General features: G+C 55.4%; 16 protein-coding genes and 1 pseudogene. 11 read left to right on the top strand and 6 right to left on the bottom strand.

Features of this window, described 5'->3' with window-relative positions; genetic code table 11:
• The first annotated feature begins 25 nt into the window (after positions 1–25).
• The 5 genes from ACW9JE_RS06880 (at position 26) to ACW9JE_RS06860 (ending at position 3994) form a co-directional block, all read left to right on the top strand.
• On the top strand, positions 26–313 hold the full coding sequence (locus tag ACW9JE_RS06880) for a barstar family protein (RefSeq protein ID WP_224533166.1): 288 nt from the start codon (positions 26–28) through the stop codon (positions 311–313).
• Positions 314–824: 511 nt separating this feature from the next.
• Entirely contained in the window at positions 825–1631 is an 807-nt protein-coding gene (locus ACW9JE_RS06875; RefSeq protein WP_224533165.1) for a lytic transglycosylase domain-containing protein, read from the top strand.
• Positions 1632–1712: 81 nt separating this feature from the next.
• Entirely contained in the window at positions 1713–2306 is a 594-nt protein-coding gene (locus tag ACW9JE_RS06870) for a GNAT family N-acetyltransferase (RefSeq protein WP_224533164.1), read from the top strand.
• Between the two features lie 285 nt (positions 2307–2591).
• Entirely contained in the window at positions 2592–2942 is a 351-nt protein-coding gene (locus ACW9JE_RS06865) for a DUF7079 family protein (RefSeq protein ID WP_457432313.1), read from the top strand.
• 263 nt (positions 2943–3205) lie between these two features.
• Positions 3206–3994, top strand: coding sequence for a nucleotidyltransferase domain-containing protein (locus ACW9JE_RS06860; RefSeq protein WP_457432312.1), 789 nt, complete (start codon positions 3206–3208; stop codon positions 3992–3994).
• Between the two features lie 411 nt (positions 3995–4405).
• Here the strand turns inward: ACW9JE_RS06860 and ACW9JE_RS06855 are convergent, their stop codons facing one another.
• Entirely contained in the window at positions 4406–4729 is a 324-nt protein-coding gene (locus ACW9JE_RS06855) for a hypothetical protein (RefSeq protein WP_457432311.1), read from the bottom strand.
• A gap of 557 nt (positions 4730–5286) precedes the next feature.
• Here ACW9JE_RS06855 and glnQ point away from each other — a divergent pair.
• Positions 5287–5444: pseudogene (gene glnQ / locus ACW9JE_RS06850) on the top strand (glutamine ABC transporter ATP-binding protein GlnQ); the annotation flags it as partial.
• Between the two features lie 77 nt (positions 5445–5521).
• Here glnQ and ACW9JE_RS06845 read toward each other — a convergent pair.
• Complete coding sequence (locus tag ACW9JE_RS06845) at positions 5522–6400, bottom strand: LysR substrate-binding domain-containing protein (RefSeq protein WP_457432310.1); 879 nt, start codon at positions 6398–6400, stop codon at positions 5522–5524.
• 156 nt (positions 6401–6556) lie between these two features.
• On the opposite strand from ACW9JE_RS06845, the gene ACW9JE_RS06840 reads away from it, so the two are divergent.
• On the top strand, positions 6557–6982 hold the full coding sequence (locus tag ACW9JE_RS06840) for a VOC family protein (protein ID WP_457432309.1): 426 nt from the start codon (positions 6557–6559) through the stop codon (positions 6980–6982).
• Positions 6983–7094: 112 nt separating this feature from the next.
• Positions 7095–8351: a cation:dicarboxylate symporter family transporter gene (locus ACW9JE_RS06835; RefSeq protein WP_457432308.1), complete on the top strand. Its 1257-nt coding sequence runs from the start codon at positions 7095–7097 to the stop codon at positions 8349–8351.
• Between the two features lie 222 nt (positions 8352–8573).
• Here the strand turns inward: ACW9JE_RS06835 and ACW9JE_RS06830 are convergent, their stop codons facing one another.
• From ACW9JE_RS06830 to ACW9JE_RS06820, 3 genes are all read right to left on the bottom strand, one after another.
• Positions 8574–9083 (bottom strand): flavin reductase family protein, encoded by a 510-nt coding sequence (locus ACW9JE_RS06830; protein WP_457432307.1) that lies wholly within the window; start codon positions 9081–9083, stop codon positions 8574–8576.
• A 158-nt stretch (positions 9084–9241) separates the two neighbouring features.
• Positions 9242–10276 (bottom strand): methionine synthase, encoded by a 1035-nt coding sequence (locus ACW9JE_RS06825; RefSeq protein ID WP_224533156.1) that lies wholly within the window; start codon positions 10274–10276, stop codon positions 9242–9244.
• Between the two features lie 24 nt (positions 10277–10300).
• On the bottom strand, positions 10301–11284 hold the full coding sequence (locus tag ACW9JE_RS06820; protein WP_457432306.1) for a DUF1852 domain-containing protein: 984 nt from the start codon (positions 11282–11284) through the stop codon (positions 10301–10303).
• A gap of 364 nt (positions 11285–11648) precedes the next feature.
• Here ACW9JE_RS06820 and ACW9JE_RS06815 point away from each other — a divergent pair, with 364 nt between their 5' ends.
• Complete coding sequence (locus ACW9JE_RS06815) at positions 11649–12569, top strand: LysR substrate-binding domain-containing protein (protein ID WP_457432305.1); 921 nt, start codon at positions 11649–11651, stop codon at positions 12567–12569.
• A gap of 94 nt (positions 12570–12663) precedes the next feature.
• Here ACW9JE_RS06815 and ACW9JE_RS06810 read toward each other — a convergent pair whose 3' ends face one another.
• The gene (locus ACW9JE_RS06810; RefSeq protein WP_457432304.1) at positions 12664–13797 is read right to left on the bottom strand and encodes an aminotransferase class V-fold PLP-dependent enzyme; all 1134 of its coding nucleotides are present in this window, start codon (positions 13795–13797) and stop codon (positions 12664–12666) included.
• An 86-nt stretch (positions 13798–13883) separates the two neighbouring features.
• On the opposite strand from ACW9JE_RS06810, the gene ACW9JE_RS06805 reads away from it, so the two are divergent.
• Positions 13884–14039, top strand: a complete 156-nt coding sequence (locus ACW9JE_RS06805) for a hypothetical protein (protein ID WP_224533152.1) — start codon at positions 13884–13886, stop codon at positions 14037–14039.
• 548 nt (positions 14040–14587) lie between these two features.
• Complete coding sequence (locus ACW9JE_RS06800; protein ID WP_457432303.1) at positions 14588–20065, top strand: trifunctional serine/threonine-protein kinase/ATP-binding protein/sensor histidine kinase; 5478 nt, start codon at positions 14588–14590, stop codon at positions 20063–20065.
• Positions 20066–20310: the final 245 nt, after the last annotated feature.

The following is a 20310-nucleotide window of genomic DNA, read 5'->3' as shown; positions in this document are numbered from 1 at the left end:
GCGAACAATTTTTGAGGTGCAGACGATGGCCCGCTTACAGGCTGTAAAGATTGACTTAAGTGAGGTGACGAATTCTGACGAACTCCATTCCATCTTGAAAGATGCACTCGGATTCCCTAGCTGGTACGGCTGTAATTGGGATGCTTTCTGGGACGCAATTACGGGACTTGTGGAAATGCCCATACACTTGAAAATTTCAGGTTGGAATACTTTATCCAGACGTTTACCGGGGGATGCGAAGCTGATGCAAAAAATCCTTGAAGACATGAAGATCGAGTATCCAGAACTCGCACCAGATGTGGAGTTCGACTAAACGATTTTTAGGCCGACATTTGGCCGGAGCCACGTAAACCGCCAGCCGCCCTCAGGAAATTTCAGTAGATCCCGCAGCGAGATTCTTGGCTCACTGCCGTTGGCTGGCTGCACCATCTGTTTTTACACACTCTGGGCCGTTTTCTGCCCGTCGCGAAAGGTAGAAAACAGCCAGCGGGCAGTGATCCTAATAAATAAATCTGTCCCATTTTTTTCGTCCCATTGTTCCACTGCGTGGAATGCGGGAGTTGGAATCGACGCAGAACCTGTAGGAGCCAGCATGCTCGCGAAGGTGGCCCAGACACCGCAGGGCATCAGGCACCCAGTGTCATCAGTCTCCTCCGTCCGCTGGCGCTTGCGCGAACACCGTCAGCCCGTACGTCAACGCAAGTTCCATGGCCGATTACAAGGGGTATAACTGTCAGTGCAACAGGCGGTGCACACGCCCTCCAAAGGCTGCGCCCTGACCAGCCCCTCCAGCCTGACAGGCACCCGCGGCGCGGAGCGATGTGATGAGTTCCAGAGCATGGCGATGGGCTCGCAAGAGTCTTCTTGGCGGCATCGAACTGGCCTTGCTGGTGGTGCCACTGTGCGCCAGCGCCATGTTCAAGTGCCAATCCAGGGACGGCGCCATCAGCTACACCAGCCAAACCATCGCCACCGCCCGCTGCACCCGCGTGAATGGCATGGCGGGCGCCGATGCCGGTGCCAAGGCAAAGGCCCAGCCACGCTCTGTCCGGGGCGACGACCCCGGCGCGATGCGGATTCGGGTGTTCACCTTCATGCACAAAGGTGTTCGTCAGTACGTGAGCCGGCGCCCCGTCGGGATCTCCGCGCGGGTTGATGAGCTCGACGTCTATTACATCAAGGGCTGCTACCTGTGCACGATGCCGAAGGATTTCAAGGTCGCCTCACTGCGCCTGGACACCCGGTCCTATCAGCGGGAGATCGAAGCCGCTTCGGGTCAGTATGGTGTCGACAGGGCGCTGGTGCGCGCAGTGATCCATGCCGAATCGGCGTTTCGCCCCTATGCCATTTCCGAAGCCGGCGCCCAAGGTCTGATGCAATTGATGCCCGCCACCGCCGAGCGCTTCGCCGTGAACGATCCGTTCGACGCTCGACAGAACATTCGTGGCGGTGTGCGCTACCTGGCCTGGTTGCTCAAGCGCTTCAACGGCAACCGGACGCTGGCGTTGGCAGGTTACAACGCCGGCGAAGCGTCCGTGGACCAGTACAACGGGGTGCCTCCCTACGCCGAGACGCAATCCTATGTCAGCCTCGTGCAATCCTTGACGGAACGCTATCAGAACCACCGCTAGTACCGCAGGGCCCATAGCCCGCAAGCCAAAGTGGCTTTGCTAGAATCACCGGCTTTTACTTATGGATGGAGGGGATTGAACATGGTTTCGAAGCAAACAGAATCCGAAATCCCGACCATGGTTCTGCGCTCCGACCGCCTCGTATTAAGGACCTGGACAAACGCAGATCTGACCTCGCTCATATCGATGAATTCGGAACCTGAAGTTAATGAATGGTTAGGTGGACCTGCGTTGGCGAAGGGGAGTGCTGCTTCGCTGGACAGGTATCGAGAGTGCATGGCTGCCAATGGATGGGGGGTGCTGCATGTGGCGGACAGCAGCGGGATGTTTCTTGGGCTGGCAGGATTACAACCCGTCCGATCCGAGTTGCCGGTTGCACCTGCGGTTGAAGCGGTATGGCGATTTCGCAGGATTGCATGGGGTGCAGGATATGCATCCGAAGCGATGCATATGGTGTTGCAGGAGTGCCGCCAGAAAATGACGGGGAGTCAAATCCTCGCCATCATTTCTCAGCCCAATACTCGCTCTGCACGGACCGCCACGCGTGTCGGATTTCGTCATGATCCAAATTCAGATTTCCTTTATCCGGATCCAGCGCTTGATGCCAGGCTTCGGCCGCATGGCGTATTCCGTCTTGATTTAGAACCGCCTGGTGTTACGCCCGTGCAATCCTGACGAGCCCGTCCAGCCATTCCTGATGGCAGCAAAAGGGGACAGATCTATTTTTCATAAATAAATCTGTCCCCTTTTGATTGGTCTGCTCCTACAGCCGTACCGCCATCATCGTGCATACCTGTAGGACCGTGACTGCCCGCTGATGGATATCACATTCGCAAAGCATGCGATCTAACTTCTATTCTGGGTCGTAACAGGTCCATCCTGGCGGCGAATATCTGTCTGAACGCTTTCGTCTACGATACCCTTTGGTTGCTGGGCGCCATCCGAGTTTCGGGATATTGCATGAAAAATGTCGACGCAAACCGCTTGAAGATTTGGCAAGCACTTTCAGAATTTTTCCTCGACACAGAGATCACCGACTCGACTTTTGACTATGTCGCTCGCGTAGTCCTGGAAACAGGTTATTCGCCTAAAGAAATTCAAAGCATCCTTTGGGGGGAGGTGTTCCCAGCACTTGAGGGAAACCTCAAGTCCATTGTAGGTGAATGGGCAGGGTGGACAGATGAATGGCTGTTGGAGCATCTATCGGTATGTGAAGTCTCCGCGAGCAAATTGGGAGACAGCGGCATTGTCAAAGAAATCAGTAGATGCTGGGGGCAAGTAGCAATTCGACTTCCGTCGGCTTATGCCTGAACCCCGCTTTCGATTCAATGCCTCCAATGGTTACCGGCTCCTATCGGCCAATCTCTATCCGATGCTGAGCATCAGCTTCGGGTTGATTGCTGCCGTTCATGCTCGATTGTTTGCTAGGGAAATATCGGGCCCCCAAAGGGGGCAGATCTATTTTTCATAAATAAATCTGTCCCCTTTGATTTACCGGGCTCCGGCAGTTACTGGACAGTGCGTCGCTGTATGAGTAGCGTGCCTTTCATGTATCACTCACTTAGAGAAAGCTCATGGTGTCTTTGGCTGTTCAAAATGAGGTTCGCAACCGTCTACGCCGCGCCGAGGACGAGCATGATGTGAAGGTTGTACTAGCCGTGGAATCTGGCAGTCGTGCTTGGGGCTTCGCTTCTCCGAACAGCGATTACGATGCGCGTTTTATCTACGTAAATACTCCTGATTGGTATCTTTCCGTTGGCCTTGAGGAGCAACGCGACGTCGTTGAGTACCCAATCGTTGATGAAATGGACATCAATGGCTGGGATCTCCGAAAGGCGCTCAGGTTATTCTGGAAATCCAATCCAGGTTTTGTGGAGTGGATTCAGTCGACCATCATTTATGAGCATTCGGGATCTTTTCACGAACGGGCCAAGGAGCTACTGCCGCATGTTTATTCGGTAGAGAGTGGGATCTACCACTATCGCAGTATGGCCAAAACTAACTACAGGGGGTACTTGCAAGCCCCTCAGGTACCGCTCAAAAAATACTTTTACGTGTTACGACCTTTGCTTTCAGTACGCTGGCTGGAGCAGTTCGGCTCACCTGCGCCGATAGAGTTTGACAAGCTGCTCTGCGTCATCGAAGGAGATACAGATCTTCTGCGGTCGATTGATGATTTGCTGACGATTAAGCGCGCCTCTCCAGAAATGGGCTTATCTCCCCAGATCATGACCATCCAAAAATACGTTGAGCGAGAAATAAATCGACTTGAAGCGGTCAAACCGCCCCGTAATGAGCGTAAAGACGTTGAGCCACTACTTTCAGAAATGTTCCGCTCGGTGATGAGGGAAACCTGGGGTTAGGTGTTCGGATCAAAATCGACCAAAAGGGGATAGCTCTATTTTTCATAAATAAATCTGTCCCCTTTTGATTGCAGTATCCAGAGGGGACAGATCCATTTATTGATAGATCTGTCCCATTTTGATTGGTGTCGTGCACAGCATTTGTGATCGACGCAGGACCTGTAGGAGCGAGCATGCTCGCGATGGAGGCCCAGGCACCGCTGGGCATCAGGCAGCCAGCGTTATCGTTGGCGACCATCGCGAGCAAGCTCGCTCCTACAGTGGATTTGTGTCGTGCGCAGGTTTTGTGATCATCGCTGAACATTGTGGGAGCGGGCTTGCCCGCGAAGAGGCCGGCACATTCAACAGCGATGTCGCCTGAACTGACGCCTTCGTGGGCAAGCCCGCTCCCACATAGGATTTGCGCGTTGGTTATGGCGAAGGCCGGGCGCGCAGGCGTCGGCCGATGATGTCCAGAACGTCGCAGCCATCGCGCAGCGGAATGGCGCAGAGCAGGGCGAAGTCGCTGAGGATGAAGGAATCGCACTCGATGGAACCGCGCATGGCGAGGTTTTCCAGGACTTGGGTGACGGAGCGGATCCGGTAGTTGGCCGCTTCCATCAGGATGTCGAGCGGGACGTGGGTGTCGATGAAGAAGGTGGGCATGTCGGAGCAGTTGCCGGTCATAGCCATCCAGCGGTTGACGGGAGGGGGCAGTGGTTTTTCGTAGGGTGGATCCGGATGCAGTTTTGTCATGTTGGAAAACTCTTTTAGATACCTATTTGAAGCAACCACCGGCCTTCCTACGGGCTTGGGTGGCAGCCGTGCACGGGAGTAGGAACTGAGGGCATCTAACTCAGCCACGTCGAAACGTGGTCCCGCACACAGCCGCCGCAATCAAGCAACAGAACTGATGCAAGCCAGATACCCGGGTTCCTACACCCAGCCACCGCTTTCACGGCGACGGGAAAAAGACTATCCCGCCCATCCAACGCCCACCAGTTCATGCAAATCGCCGCGTTTCGAAGGAATCTGCGAGGACTTTGCCAAGAAAATTTCCCAGGACCTACAGCGCGTCCTGCACCCCGAGTATCAACCCCCCGGGGCGTGGGATTCTGCCGCAGTCATGGGGGGCAAAACCAGGGTGTAGGAAAAACAGAAATGCCCTACAGCGTGTGACGAAGATGCCTTCAGAGGTTTCCCTGCCCGGCGATAGACAACCCAAAATCACCACGCCGCACCCACTGTAGGAGCGAGCTTGCTCGCGATGGTGGCCCAGACACCGCGGGGCTCAACCCAATAGACCGATAGCCATGACCATGCTGTGCGTGACGCACGAAATGGGCTTCGCGCGCACCGCGTGGTGTTCATGGACCAGGGAGAAATCGTCGAACAGGCCACACCGAAAGAGTTCTTCGAAAACCCGCAGAGCGAGCGCAGCCGGTTGTTCCTGAGCCAGGTGCTGCATTGAGCGACTGGCCCCGCCATTCGATTGCGCACCGACGATGTTGCAGCCGTTTGATTAACGCTGAAAAAATGGCTGTTGCTTTAAATGAACCCGCGCTTGACCTGCTCACTGATCAGGTCAGCCAGTACTTGCACAGGTTCGGTAAAGCTTTGGCGAGAACGATGTACCAACCCGATATCTCGGTGAAAAGTGTGCGTTCCGAGATCGAGTGCCCGTATACCTGCTGGCCATTCCGGATCAGGCGTCGTTTGTGGTACCAGCGCAACGCCAACATTGTTTTCGACCAGTTTGACAATGGCCTCAAGCTCATCCAGTTCGCAGACTTCATGCAGGGTGAAATGCATCTGACGCAGGAACCGGTCGACTTGCCTGCCGCCGAAGGATGATCGGTCATATCGAATGAATGGCTGACTGGAAATCAGTGCCGACCAGTCGTCTCCCGGCATATCGCGCGGCACGATCAGACGGTAGGGCTCGAGCGCCAGATTCGTCCAGCGAAGATCACTCTGGAGTGAGAAGGGTGGGCGAATGATGGCGGCCATGTCGATCTCGCCAGCATCGACCAGGTTCACCAGTTCCATTGATAGCCCCGGTATCACACGCGTGCGGCACTGGGGACATTGTTGGTGGAATCTGGCCAGCGCGTCCGGCAAATAGGAGCGCTGCACGGACGCGATAGCGCCGATGTTCACCAGCACACTTGCAGGTTGTCCCAACGTCGTGGAGCCCAGGTTTTCGTAAAGCCTGAGCAGCTCCTGCGCTTGCAGGAGTATCTGCTGGCCCATCTTATTGAGATGTGCCGAGCGTCCTTTTCTGTCAAAAATTTCGAAGCCCAGCTCTGATTCCAGTCGCTGAATCTGCGCGCTCACGGCCGCCTGCGTGAGACCGATCTTGTTGCCCGCAGCGGCAAACGTGCCTTCGCGCGCCACGGCGATGAGTGTCTTGAGTTCTTTGATCATTCACAAATATTAATTGTGTTTCTGAGAAATATATATTGATTTTTCTGTTTGGTTTTCCGCCCTACGATGTTTCCCATCCCCGGCATCGGCCTGACCCATACAGCCAATGACGGTAGAAATGTTCGCCAACCAACAAAAAACATTACTGGAGTTCTGATGAGCCTCTCGCCATTCCACCTCGCAATCCCTGTGTACGACCTCGCTTCAGCGCGCACCTTTTACGGTGACGTCTTTGGTCTTGAAGAAGGGCGCTCCAGCACCCAGTGGGTCGATTTCGATTTTTATGGTCACCAACTGGTCATTCACGAGCACCCGAAAACCGCTTCTCAAGAGAGCGTCCACAGCAATCCGGTCGATGGTCACGATGTTCCTGTTCCGCACTTCGGCATCATCCTGGCTTGGGAGCAATGGGAAGCACTGGCCGAGCGTCTGAAGTCGTTCGGTACCGAGTTTGTGATCGAACCGTATATTCGCTTCAAAGGTCAGGTTGGCGAGCAAGCCACCATGTTTCTGTTTGATCCGTGCGGTAATGCCCTTGAATTCAAGGCTTTCAAGGATATGAGCCAGCTCTTTGCCAAATAACAAAACGCCTGGCACAACCCCGTTGTGCCATTTGATCTCAAGTGAGCTGGAAGCTCATGACTCTAGCAACTGCCAATAGCGCAGACCTTTCATTCCAACAAGAAGGCTAGACATGAAACGTATTCCCTTGGTGTGGCAAATCGTTGCCGGGCTGGTGCTCGGCGTGCTTGTCGGTTGGTACTTCAATACACATCCGCAATATCAAACATGGGTCAGCGCGGAGATCCTCAAGCCGCTCGGCGACATCTTCATCAAGATGATGAAGATGGTGGTCGTGCCGATTGTTTTCTGTTGCATGATTTTGGGCATCGCTGGTGGCGGAGACAGCAAATCCTTTGGCCGAATGGGTGCGAAGTCACTCGGTTACTTCTTTGCGATTACCGCACTGGCCATCGTTATGGGGCTGTGTTTCGCGAACATCTTCGAGCCAGGTACGGGTACGGATATCTCAGGGGTCTCGCATAGTTCTGCATCGATCACCATGGAGCCATCCAAAGGTGCATTAGTCATTTTGCAGAACATCGTTCCAGACAATGTATTGGTCGCGATGTCGGAGGCGAAGTTGCTGTCAGTGCTGTTTTTCGCCGTTCTGTTCGGCCTGGCACTTAACGCTTTACCCAAAGAGAAAAGCGCACCCGTCATCGCACTGGTCCAGAGCATTTCGGATGCAATGTTCAGGGTTGTCTCCATTGTCATGGCCTACGCGCCGATCGGTGTGTTTGGCATGATCGGCGCGACGGTGGCGACTTTTGGTTTCGCCTCACTGCTGCCCTTGCTCAAGTTGATCGGAGTTGTGTATCTGGCGTTGATTGTTTTCGCTCTTCTGGTGCTTGGCGGTATTTGCTACCTGATTGGCGAAAACATCTTCAAGTTGATTCGGTACTTTCGCAATGAGTTGATCCTGGCGTTCTCGAGTGCCGCGTCAGCCGCCGTCATGCCGCAATTGATGACCAAGCTGGAGAGCTACGGTGTACCGCGTCGGATCGTCAGTTTCGTGGTGCCGGTGGGCTATGCGTTCAACCTCGATGGCGCGTCGATTTTTCTCGGTGTCGCGACGATCTTTGTGGCGCAACTCTATGGCATCGACTTGTCGTTGTCTCAGCAGATCCTGCTGGTGGTGACGATGGTACTGACCTCGAAAGGGGCAGCAGGGGTGCCGGGTTTTGCCATCATCATCTTGTCAGCCACCTTGGCGTCTGCCGGTCTTCCTTTAGAGGGCGTGGCGTTGATCGCCGGCATTTTCAGGATCATCGACAGCGGCACCACCACGCTGAACGTATTGGGTAACGCCATCGCACCGTTGGTTATCGCCAAATGGGAGAGGGTCGAACGGGAACCTTCACGGGCACATCCAGCAGCAAGGGCGTAATCGTTCGCGGGGCGGCAATAGGTATTAAAACGCAAAGAGACTGGTCGTCGGTCAGGTCTGGAAAACAATGACCAGGCGACCGGTCTTTCGATTTGGAAATTACAAGTTTGATAGCGCTTCTTGGCTACCCATGCACATGGATGTTCGTTAAGCCGCGCGGTAACCTCGGAAGCGGAACAGGACCTCCTTCAATCGAGTTTCGCGCACAGCGCACCCACGCACTCACACCGCGCCATGCGCGGCGAGATTGCGATATTGCCCTTTGAAATACAGCAATGGCTGTGCCGCAGCGGCCTCTTGCAGGTTCAGCGCTTTCACCTCACCAATCACGATCAGGTGATCACCTGCGACGTGTTCGGCGTGAACTTCACAATCCAGCCAGTGCAGGCTGCCGGCAATGATCGGATTACCCAGCGGCGACTCCTGCCATTGGACACCGTGCCACTTGTCCGTGCCTCGCCGAGCGAACTGGTTGGAGATATTGACCTGTTCGCCCGACAGGATGTTGACCGCGAATCGGCCTGCCTGGCGAATTTTGGGGTAGCTGGCTGAACTGGACATGACGCTGAATGACACCAGCGGCGGACTCATCGACACGCTGTAGAACGACTGACAGGTGAAGCCAATCGGTTCGCCATCAACGTGTGTTGAAATCACTGTGATGCCAGATGCGTAGTGCCCGAGCGCTTCGCGAAAGCTCAAAGGTTCGATGGCATTACCAGAAAGTGACATGACAGGTCCTAAGTAAAGAGTGCGTTGACCGTGTTAAGCAAGGTCTGAAGCCACCCGATCATCTGGCAGACTTCAGCCTTCTCAATTGTGAAAGCGGCCCGTCGATCAAAAGTGAGCTGATCGCTCATGAAGTTGCGTCGACCACTTTGGAGCGTGGCTCAGCGCCCGTTCGACAGTTCTCTGCGAACGATTTCCGCTCCGGCACTCAACGCGTTCAACTTGCCCCGGGCGACTTGACGAGGCAAAGGAGCCATACCGCAGTTGGTGCATGGGTAGAGCTTGTCCGCGTCGACGAACTGAAGGGCTTTTCTCAAGGTATTGGCGACTTCCTCGGGCGTTTCAATGGCGTGGTTCGCCACGTCAATGGCGCCTACCATGACTTTCTTGCCCCGAATGAGCTCGATCAGATCCATGGGCACGTGAGAGTTGTGGCACTCCAGCGAAACGATATCGATGCTGGATTTTTGCAGCTTGGGAAAGGCTTCTTCGTACTGTCGCCACTCCGAGCCCAGCGTCTTCTTCCAGTCGGTATTCGCTTTGATGCCGTAGCCGTAGCAGATATGCACGGCGGTTTCGCATTTAAGCCCTTCGATTGCTCTTTCCAGGGTGGCAACACCCCAGTCATTCACCTCATCGAAAAATACGTTGAAGGCAGGTTCGTCGAACTGAATGATGTCGACCCCGGCAGCCTCCAGTTCTCTAGCCTCCTGGTTGAGAATCGTGGCGAATTCCCATGCCAGTTTTTCACGGCTCTTGTAATGGGCGTCAAAGAGGGTATCAATCATCGTCATCGGGCCTGGCAGGGCCCACTTGATAGGCTGTCCGGTTTGCTGACGCAGGAATTTGGCATCTTCGACAAAGACTGGTTTTCGCCGAGCGACGGCACCTACGACGGTTGGCACGCTGGCATCGTAACGATCACGAATCCTGACCGTCTCGCGCTTTTCAAAATCAACGCCGTCGAGGTGTTCAATAAACGTAGTAACGAAATGCTGACGAGTCTGTTCACCGTCACTGACGATATCGATACCGGCCAGTTGTTGTTCGTGCAATGACAAGCGCAGCGCATCCTGCTTGCCTTCAACCAACTCATCGCCTTGCAGTTTCCAGGGCGACCAAAGGGTCTCCGGTTGAGCAAGCCAGGCAGGTTTCGGCAAGCTGCCAGCTGTCGAAGTGGGCAACAGTTTTTTCATGAAAGATGACCTTGGTTCAATTAATCAAAGAGCGCAGCTGACGGACCATTGCTCAAGAATGGTCTGGTAGGGCTTGATAAAGTTTTCTTCGGCGAATTTACCTTGCTCGATAGCCAGCCGACTCCGTTCTTCTCGGTCATACACAATTCGAGTCAATGAGTAGTCCTGGTTTTTCAAACTAGGCTGATAGGACTTTCCTGCTGCAGAATTTGCGTTATAAATTTCAGGTCGATAAATTTTCTGGAAGGTATCCATCGTGCTGATGGTGCCAATCAGCTCAAGGTTGGTGTAATCACCCAGCAGGTCGCCTGAAAAATAAAAGGCCAAGGGCGCAGCGCTGTTAGGCGGCATAAAGTAGCGAACCTTCAGCCCCATCTTCTTGAAATACTCATCCGTCAAAGAGTATTGGTCCTGTTGGTACTCAAACCCCAAAACAGGATGCTGGTTCTCGGTCCGGTGATAAGTTCTGGTGCTTGAAACACTCAGGCAGATTACAGGCGGCTTGTCGAAATGCTCTTTGTAGGCAGTTGAATTGACGAAGCACTTGAACAACTTCCCGTGCAAGTCGCCGAAATCCTCTGGGGTGCTGAACCCGGACTGGTTCCTGTTGTGCTCCAGCAATCGCACACTGAAGTCATAGTCGCGCACGTAGGAGGAGAAGTTGTTGCCTACGATGCCGTTGATGCGCTCATCGGTTTTTCCATCAACAATCGTTGTTTTCAAAACTTCGATCAAAGGAATGGCCTGATCACCGCCTTGCGCATCGATGTTCATTTCAGCGGAAATGATGTCCAACTCAACCGTGTAACGATCGCCAGCAGGATTGTCCCAGTGCGCCAAGGCATTGAAGCGGTTGTCTATCATCTTCAAAGTGTTGCGCAAATTCTCTTGACGACTTTTCCCTCTGGCCAGATTGGCAAAGTTTGTGGTAATGCGCGTAGTGTCCGAGGGCAAGTAATCCTCATCAAAACAAATGCTCTTGATAGCAAATGCGAATTTATTGTTCATCTTGGTCTGACATCCTGTTTTTGAGCCGGACCTGAACTTGTTATTTATCGTTTTCAGATTGGCCAGCGTTCTGTTTATTCACTTGGCAGTCTTTGTTGGACCTGCAGTGAAGAGCAGTGCGCATCTTATGCCGAGTGCCCAGTTGAATAAAAACGAATTGATTTCAATAAAATATTAGTCACATTCATGATCGATGGCGGGGTCTGGGCTGAGATGTCGGCGCCTACAAGAAGACGTTTCAGAGAGCATTCCAAATGGCGTAACTACCTCGCGCCCGCAGTGGAGCTGAAGTCACTGTCGACTTTTCACTCATGGTGAGACAAACTAATTTTAATTCTCATCAACTCAAATTTTATTCATATTCATGATCGATTTACGTCATCTTAAAACCGTACAAGCCATGCGGGACACCAGCAGTCTGGTGGAAACGGCTGAGCGTCTGAACCTGACACAGTCAGCTATTTCCCATCAGCTCAAGGAACTGGAGGAGCGCATGGGGATGACATTGTTCATGCGCAAATCAAAGCCGATGCGCTTTACCAGCGCGGGTCTGAGATTGCTGAAACTGGCTGATGATGTCCTGCCATTACTGCGGGAAGCCGAACGTGATTTCAGCCGATTGGCGGGCGGTTCGGCTGGACGTTTGCACTTGGCGATTGAGTGCCACAGCTGCTTCCAGTGGCTGATGCCAGCCATCGACGCCTTCAGGAGATCATGGCCGGAAGTAGAGATGGATCTCGCGTCAGGGTTCTCCTTCGCGCCGCTACCTGCATTGGCGCGTGGCGATCTGGATCTGGTTGTCACCTCCGATCCGATCAACATGAACGGCATCACCTATGTGCCTCTGTTCACCTACGAAGCATTGCTGGCCGTGGACAACCATCATCCGCTGGTTGGAAAAAGTGTCATTGCGCCAAAGGACTTGAAGCCACTTACGCTTATCACCTATCCCATCGAACGAGACAGGCTCGATATCTTCACTCGCTTCCTCGATCCAGCCGACGTCGAGCCGCTCAATGTCCGAACCTCCGAGATGACGGTAATGATGATGCAATTGGTGGCGTCGGGTAGAGGCGTCAGCTGCCTGCCAAACTGGGCCTTGCACGAATACACCTCCCGCGGATATGTCACGGCTCGACGCCTGGGCGAGAAGGGCATGTTTCCGACACTTTTCGCTGCGGTGCGCTCGGACATGCTGGCAACGCCCTATATGAGTGATTTTCTACTGACGGCCAAAGACACTTCCTTCTCGACGCTGGAGGGCATTTGCGTGGTTCGGGAGTAGGGCTCGTCGAGCATCAGTGTCATGGGCTGGCAGTGCCCAGGGATACCTTCCAGGAATTCACAAGTCCGGTATCAATTTTGGGCACTACGAGGATTTAGTTAACCATCAGCTCATCCAATGCCTTCTCCAACGTGCTGACCGTACGCTCGGTGTTGTGCAGCTTTTCCAGCCCGAACAGCCCGATACGAAAGGTCTGAAAGTCGGCCGGCTCGTCGCATTGCAACGGCACTCCCGCGGCGATCTGCAGGCCGTGGCTGACAAATTTCTTGCCGCTCTTGATGTCGGGATCATCGGTGTAGCTCACCACCACGCCAGGGGCCTGGAAACCGGCGGCGGCCACGCTTTTGATGCCTTTGCCGGTCAGCATTGCGCGCACCCGATCGCCCAAGGCCTGTTGTTCCTCGCGCACCTTGTCGAAACCGTAGGCTTGCGTCTCTTTCATCACTTCGTTGAATCGCGCGAGGGCATCGCTGGGCATGGTCGCGTGGTAGGCATGCCCGCCCTGTTCGTAGGCCTGCATGATCTGCAGCCACTTTTTCAGGTCGCAGGCGAAGCTGCTGCTTTGCGTGTGTTCGATGCATTCGAGGGCCAAGGCACTTAGCATTACGAGGGCGCAGCAAGGGGAGGCGCTCCAGCCTTTCTGCGGTGCGCTGATCAGCAGGTCGACTGCGCATTTGTGCATATCCACCCAAATCGTGCCCGAGGCGATGCAGTCCAGTACGAACAGGCCACCCACCGCATGCACGGCGTCGCCGACGGCTCGCAGGTAGTCGTCGGGCAGGATGATCCCTGATGAGGTTTCAACGTGGGGGGCGAAGACGATCTGCGGCTTGTGCGTCTGAATGGCGGCCAGCACTTCGTCCAGAGGAGGAGGGGCGTAGGCGGCCTGGCGACCGGTTTCGACCGGTCGGGCCTTGAGCACCGTGGTGGCCGCCGGGATGTTGCCCATCTCCAGAATCTGGCTCCAGCGATAACTGAACCAGCCGTTGCGGATCACCAGGCATTGCTGGCCGGTGGCGAACTGGCGCGCCACCGCTTCCATGCCGAACGTGCCGCTGCCCGGCACCACCGCAACAGCCTGGGCGTTGTAGACCTGCTTCAGGGTGCTGGAGATGTTCTTCATCACGCCTTGGAACGACTGCGACATGTGGTTGAGCGAGCGGTCGGTGTAGACCACTGAGTACTCGACCAGCCCCTCGGGATCGATGCTGGGGTATAGCTTTGACATGGGGTGGCTCCTTTTTCCGCAGGCATGGGAAGTCTGCTTGCGCGCATTAAACATAGCTGAAAGGTGCGTGTTTAAATGGTTTCGGAATGAGTTCCGAAACCCTGGCCTCGGTCGACGTGATTTTCCATCACCTCGTCGATCATCTGGATGGCGGTGTAAAACCACCACCGCCAACGACCACCGTGTTGCGGGCGACGGACGTCGGCTTTCCAGCCAGCGCATGGAGAATAATCAGGAATTGATCAATAGCAGTTTTTTATAAAAGTTGGCTACTGACAGTAATGGCACGGAAAACATCTGATCATTTTTCAACTTTCCCCGCATTTAAGCAGATAAATTGGCCGGTTCAGTTTTTCAGATTGATATCCTGTGAGCATGTTCTTTTTATTATCAATGTGCTCTTTTTAGTTATACATTCAAGCTGTAGAACCATCGAGTAACGAGGCTGACGCGAAGGGTGCGCCGGCTCGTATTTCCTGCTCTACACCTAGTCTTCCATTAGGTAAAGTATATTTTGGTATTAAATATTTAAATCTTGGTGTAGCTGCTTTTAAGTCCGTTCGATGACATTTTCGCCGCCTTCTATCGTGTGACTGATGATTATTCTTCTCAGAACATAATTTTGAGAAGACAATCCTTATGCCGCGCGACCCTGATTGAAGCCTATGAATGCGAGAGTGCATTCGCCGAGGAAACTTGCGCTGTTTTGGCAACCAACTGTCAAAAATGACGACTACAAGGAAGAAACGGCTCAGGACCTTATATTCTTTTTAGTCTGGCGGATTACAACATGCAGATTTTATGGGCCGACGGTGAACGTATCCTCTGTCGGGTATCGCGCTTGGGAGCTGACGGTAATCGCAACGTCTTGTTGTCGAGGCTCGCCGCCGAACAACCTTTGCCGGCGAGTCTCGCCAGACTCGCTCACGAATTTTCGTTGAAAGAGGAACTCGATTGCAGTTGGGCACTTCAGCCGCACGAGATGGTGCGCGAAGGCGCTCATATGCAATTGGTACTTGAGGATCCGGGCGGCCAGCCCTTGGCGCAATTGCTGGCACGCCCGATGGAAATCACGACGTTCTTGCAGCACGCAGTCAGCATTGCAGTGGCGCTGGGTAAGCTCCATCAGCGGGGGATTGTTCACAAGGACATCAAACCCAGCCATATCCTGGTGAACTGCTCCGATGGCCAGGCCAAACTCACCGGGTTTGGCCTGGCTTCTCGGTTGCCCCGCGAACGGTCGGCGCCGGAGACGATCAGCGGCACGCTCGCTTACATGGCACCTGAGCAAACCGGTCGGATGAATCGCTCGATCGATTCGCGCAGTGACCTGTACTCCTTCGGCGTCACCCTCTACCAGATGCTGACCGCAACGTTGCCGTTCACCGCCGTCGACCCGATCGAATGGGTACATTGCCATATCGCGAAGAAACCGCTGCCACCCAGCGTACGGGTCGAAACGGTACCCAAGCCACTCTGCGACATTGTGATGAAGTTGCTCGCCAAAACGGCGGAGGAACGCTACTGCACCGCCGCCGGGGTTGAGTACGATTTGCGCAAATGCCTCGCCGACTGGCAGCAACTTGGCCAGATCAATTCGTTTACTTTGAGTGAACACAGCAGGTCTGACCGGTTGCTGATTCCGGAGAAACTCTACGGACGCGAGCGGGAGGTCGACGCGCTCATTGCCGCGTTCGGTCGAATCGTTGAAAACGGCGCACCGGAAATGGTTTTGGTTACCGGTTATTCCGGCATAGGCAAGTCCTCGGTGGTCAATGAGCTGCACAAGTTTCTAGTGCCGCCCCGAGGAATATTCGCCTCCGGCAAGTTCGATCAGTACCGGCGAGACATTCCCTATTCGACGCTGGTTCAGGCGTTTCAAAGCCTGGTCCGTACACTGCTGGGCAAGAACGATACGGAGCTGGCGAGTTGGCGTGAGGACCTGCAAATGGCGCTGGATGCCAACGCGCGGCTCATGACCGATATCATTCCCGAGCTGAAATTGATCATCGGCGAGCCGCCGCCGGTGCCGGTGCTTGATCCTCAGCAGGCGCAACGTCGTTTCCTCCTGGTGTTCAGGCGTTTTATCGGCGTGTTTGCACGGGCTGAACATCCGCTCGCCCTGTTCCTTGACGACCTGCAGTGGCTCGACGCCGCAACGCTCGACCTGCTGGAAGACCTGCTCGTCGGATCGGATATGCGGCACCTGTTGCTGGTGGGGGCTTACCGCAGCAACGAGGTGGATGTTACGCACCCGCTTTCGGGAAAGCTTCAGGCCATTCGTAATGCCGGTGGCAGGGTTAACGAGATTACTCTGGCACCGCTGGCCAAGACGCACATCGAGCAGATGATTGCCGAAGCGCTTCACGAAGAGATAAAGCGTGTCGAGCCTCTGGCGCAGATCGTGCTGGAGAAAACGGCGGGCAATCCATTCTTTGTGATCCAGTTTCTACTGGCGCTTGCCGAGGAAGAGCTGTTGGCTTTCGGCTACGAGGTTCGTCAGTGGTTCTGGGACCCGGATCGTATCCATGCCAAGGGTTACACCGACAACATCGTTGACCTGATGGTCGACAAGTTGACCCGCTTGCCGATTCACACTCAGCAAGCGTTGCAGCATCTCGCCTGCCTGGGCAACGTCGCCGACATTCAGGCGCTGGCCACCGCCATGGATGTGCCCGAGGCGCAGTTGAGCACGGTATTGTGGGAAGCGATAAGTCAGGAGTTGGTCGAGCGACTGGACGGCAGCTATGGGTTTGTACATGACCGTATCCATGAGGCTGCCTATTCTCTGATTCCTGAAGCGTCCCGGGCCCAGGCACATTTGCGAATCGGTCGGTTGCTTGTATCGCAGATAACTGCCCTGGATCTGGAGGAATCGATCTTCGAAATCGTCGGCCAGCTCAATCGCGGTGCTGATCTGCTCACGGAGTCGATCGAGCGGGAGCAGCTGGTCGAGTTCAATCTGATCGCCGGTCAGCGCGCCAAGGCATCGACTGCCTACGCGTCAGCGCTCAACTATCTCACCACCGGTTCGCAGTTGTTGGACGAAGACGGCTGGGCACATAAGCATGAACTGCTTTTTGCATTGGAGTTGAACCGGGCCGAATGCGAGTTCCTTACCGGACAGCTCTCCGTTGCAGATGAGCGTCTGACGACACTGTTGAAGCGGGCCGAGACTGTCATTGAGCGAGCGAACATCGCCTGCCTGAAGATGGATGTCTACCTGCTGATGGATCGCAGCGACGGCGCGGTCAGTGTCTGTCTCGACTACCTGCGTCATGTGGGTATCGAGTGGTCAGCCCACCCAAGCGACAATGAAGTGTCCCAGGAGTACGACCGCATCTGGTCACTGCTGGGCGATCGACAAATCGAGGCGCTTGTCGATTTACCGTTGATGGACGACGCCGTCTCACTGATGACTGTCAGCGCGTTGGGCAAGCTCTTTCCCCCTGCTCTGCAGATAGACGCGAACCTGGCGTGCCTGTCAATATGCAAGGCCGTCAGCCTCAGTCTCGAACGCGGCAACTGCGATGCATCGTGTGTGCACTATGCCAACCTGTTTCGGGTTGCCGGGCGGCGATTTGGTGACTATCAGGCGGGATTGCGCTTCGGGCAACTGGGCTGCGAGCTGGTCGAACATCGTGGATTGACGCGATTCGAGCCGAGCACCTTTCTGTGTTTCTCCAATTTTACTTCGCGTTGGATGAGGCCAGTGGCGCAGTGTCGCGATCTGTTGCGCCGCTCGTTTGGTGCCGCTAATCGGATCGGAGATTTGCCGTACGGTGCCTATGCGGGCAACAGCCTTACTTCCGACGCGCTGTTCGCCGGCGCGCCATTGTCCGATGTACAAGGCGAGGCTGAGCGCGGTCTGGCCTATGCCATCAAGGTGCGTTTCGGCCTGGTTGTCGATTTCATCGAAACCCAGTTCGCGCTGATCCGCATGCTTCGAGGCCAGACGTCATACTTTGGTTGCTTTGACGATCAACAGTTCAACGAAAGCAAGACCGAAGCCCATCTGTCCAGCAGCCTGGACCTGGCCCTGGCAGAGTGCTGGTACTGGGTGCGCAAATTACAGGCGCAGTACATGGCCGAAAATTACGCGGCGGCCATGACAGCCGCTGCACAGGCTCAGCGCTTGCTCTGGGCGTCTCACTCGTTTTTCGAGGAAGCTGAGTTCTACTTTTATGATGCGCTGGTTCGGTCAGCCTGGTGCGACGGCGTCTCGGAGCAAGAGCATGCGCTGCATCTGGCCGCCATGGGCGTCGATTACCAGCGGTTGCAGGGCTGGGCGCAACAGTGTCCGGAGAATTTCGCCAGCCGGGCAGCGTTGATCGCTGCCGAGATCGCCCGAGTTGAAGGGCGTGTGCTGGACGCCGAGTTGCTGTATGAACAAGCCATCAATCTGGCGCAGAAGGATGGTTTCACACAGATCGAGGCGCTGGCCAATGAACTGGCGTCTCGCTTCTTCGCCGCGCGTGGCTTTGGCAAAATTGCCTGTGTCTATCTGCAGGATGCGCGCTACGGTTATCTGCGCTGGGGCGCCGATGGCAAGGTGCGCCAGCTGGAAGCGAAGTATCCGTCGCTGCGCACCGAAGAGTCTTCGCTCGGCCCGATTACCACCATGGCAACGGCGGTTGAACACCTCGACCTGACGACCGTGATCAAGGTCTCCCAGGCGGTGTCGGGCGAAATCGTTCTGGAAAAGCTGATCGACACGGTCATGCTCACCGCCATCGAACAGGCCGGAGCCGAGCGCGGCCTGTTGATCCTGTCGGACGCAGGCGAGCACAGGGTTGTTGCGCAAGTGACCACCGGCGGCAACACTACGCAATTGCGCGATACCGCCGTCAGCAGCAAGCTGTTGCCGGAGTCCGTTCTCTATCAGGTCTTGCGCACTGGCGAGAGCATCGTTCTGGGCGACGCCATGAGCGAAGCCCCGTTCGCCGCCGACCCTTACGTGCGCCAGCAGCGCGCCCGCTCGATTCTCTGCCTGCCATTGATGACCCAGGCCAAGCTGGTGGGGGCGCTGTATCTGGAGAACAACCTGAGCGCCAGGGTGTTCAGCCCGAACCGCATTGCGGTGCTGAAACTGGTGGCGTCCCAGGCGGCCATCTCCCTGGAAAATGCCCGGTTGTACCGTGAGGTCGCCGAGCGCGAATCGAAGATCCGGCGCCTGGTGGACGCCAACATCATCGGCATCGTGGTGTGGAATGTTGATGGTGACATTGTCGAGGCCAATGATGCCTTTCTGCGTATGTTGGGCTTCACCCGTGAAGACCTTGTTTCAGGAAGGATGCGCTGGCGCGATCTGACGGTGCCGCAGTATCGCGAACTCAGCGATCGTTACGTTCAGGACGCGGTGCGCAATGGCCATGCTCAACCCTTGGAGAAGGCGTATTTCAAGAAAGATGGCAGCACGCTGCCGGCGATCGTTGGTCTAGCCATGTTCGAAAGCGATCGCAAGGAAGGCGTCGCCTTCGTCCTGGACCTGACCGAGCGCAAGCAGGCAGAAGAGAAAGCCCGCGAAAGCGAGCGGCGCTATCGCGAGGTGCAGACCGAACTGGCCCACGCCAATCGCGTCGCCACCATGGGGCAGTTGGTGGCATCGATCGCGCACGAGGTCAACCAGCCGATTGCAGCCGCAATACTCAACGCCCATGCCGCGCAGCGTTGGCTGAACGTTCAGCCACCGGCACTCGACGAGGTCCGTCAGGTGCTCGGCCGGCTGATCCAGGATGCCAACCGCGCCGCCGATGTGCTGGGGCGCATTCGCGGGCATATCCGCAAGGCGCCGCCGCAGAACGGTGCGCTGGACATCAATGTGGCCATTGGCGAAATGATCGAATTCACTCGAAGCGAGATCATGAAGAACGGTGTGACGCTGCAGACGCAACTCACCGATGGCTTGCAGTTGATCGTCGGTGATCGTGTGGAGTTGCAACAGGTGCTGCTCAATCTGATCATGAACGCGCTTGAGGCGATGGGCGTTACACCGCAAAACGAGCGCCAGTTGCAGATCAGTGCGGTGCCGGGGGGGGAGGGCTACTTGCTGATCAGCGTCAGCGATTCGGGGCTGGGCTTTGCCACGCAGAACCCCGATCAAGTGTTCACCTCGTTCTACACCACCAAAGCCGCGGGCCTCGGCATGGGCTTGTCGATCTGCCGTTCGATTGTCGAGGCCCATGGCGGACGCTTATGGGCGAGTGCCAATCAGCCCCGTGGAGCCATATTCCAGTTCACGCTTCCAGTACGGCATCACTTTCCATAGCACTGACAGGGAATTCGCCGGAGTTCAAAGGGTGACGGACGTGCTATCTCGTCACCCTATCTTTCATTGATGCGTGTGTTTGTCTGTTGACGCTCGATGGTTTGCATCGATGTTTTCTCCCGCCACCCGCTGGCGACCGGCCATGGGCTTCATGTAGAACGCGCTGTCCACCGGACCCCCTGTGGGAGCGGGCTTGCTCGCGAAAGCGGTCTGTCAGCTGACAACGATGTCGGCTGACACGACGC

The sequence above is a fragment of the Pseudomonas sp. SDO55104_S430 genome (assembly GCF_054070595.1).
This window is presented reverse-complemented; position numbering and strand designations above follow the sequence as displayed.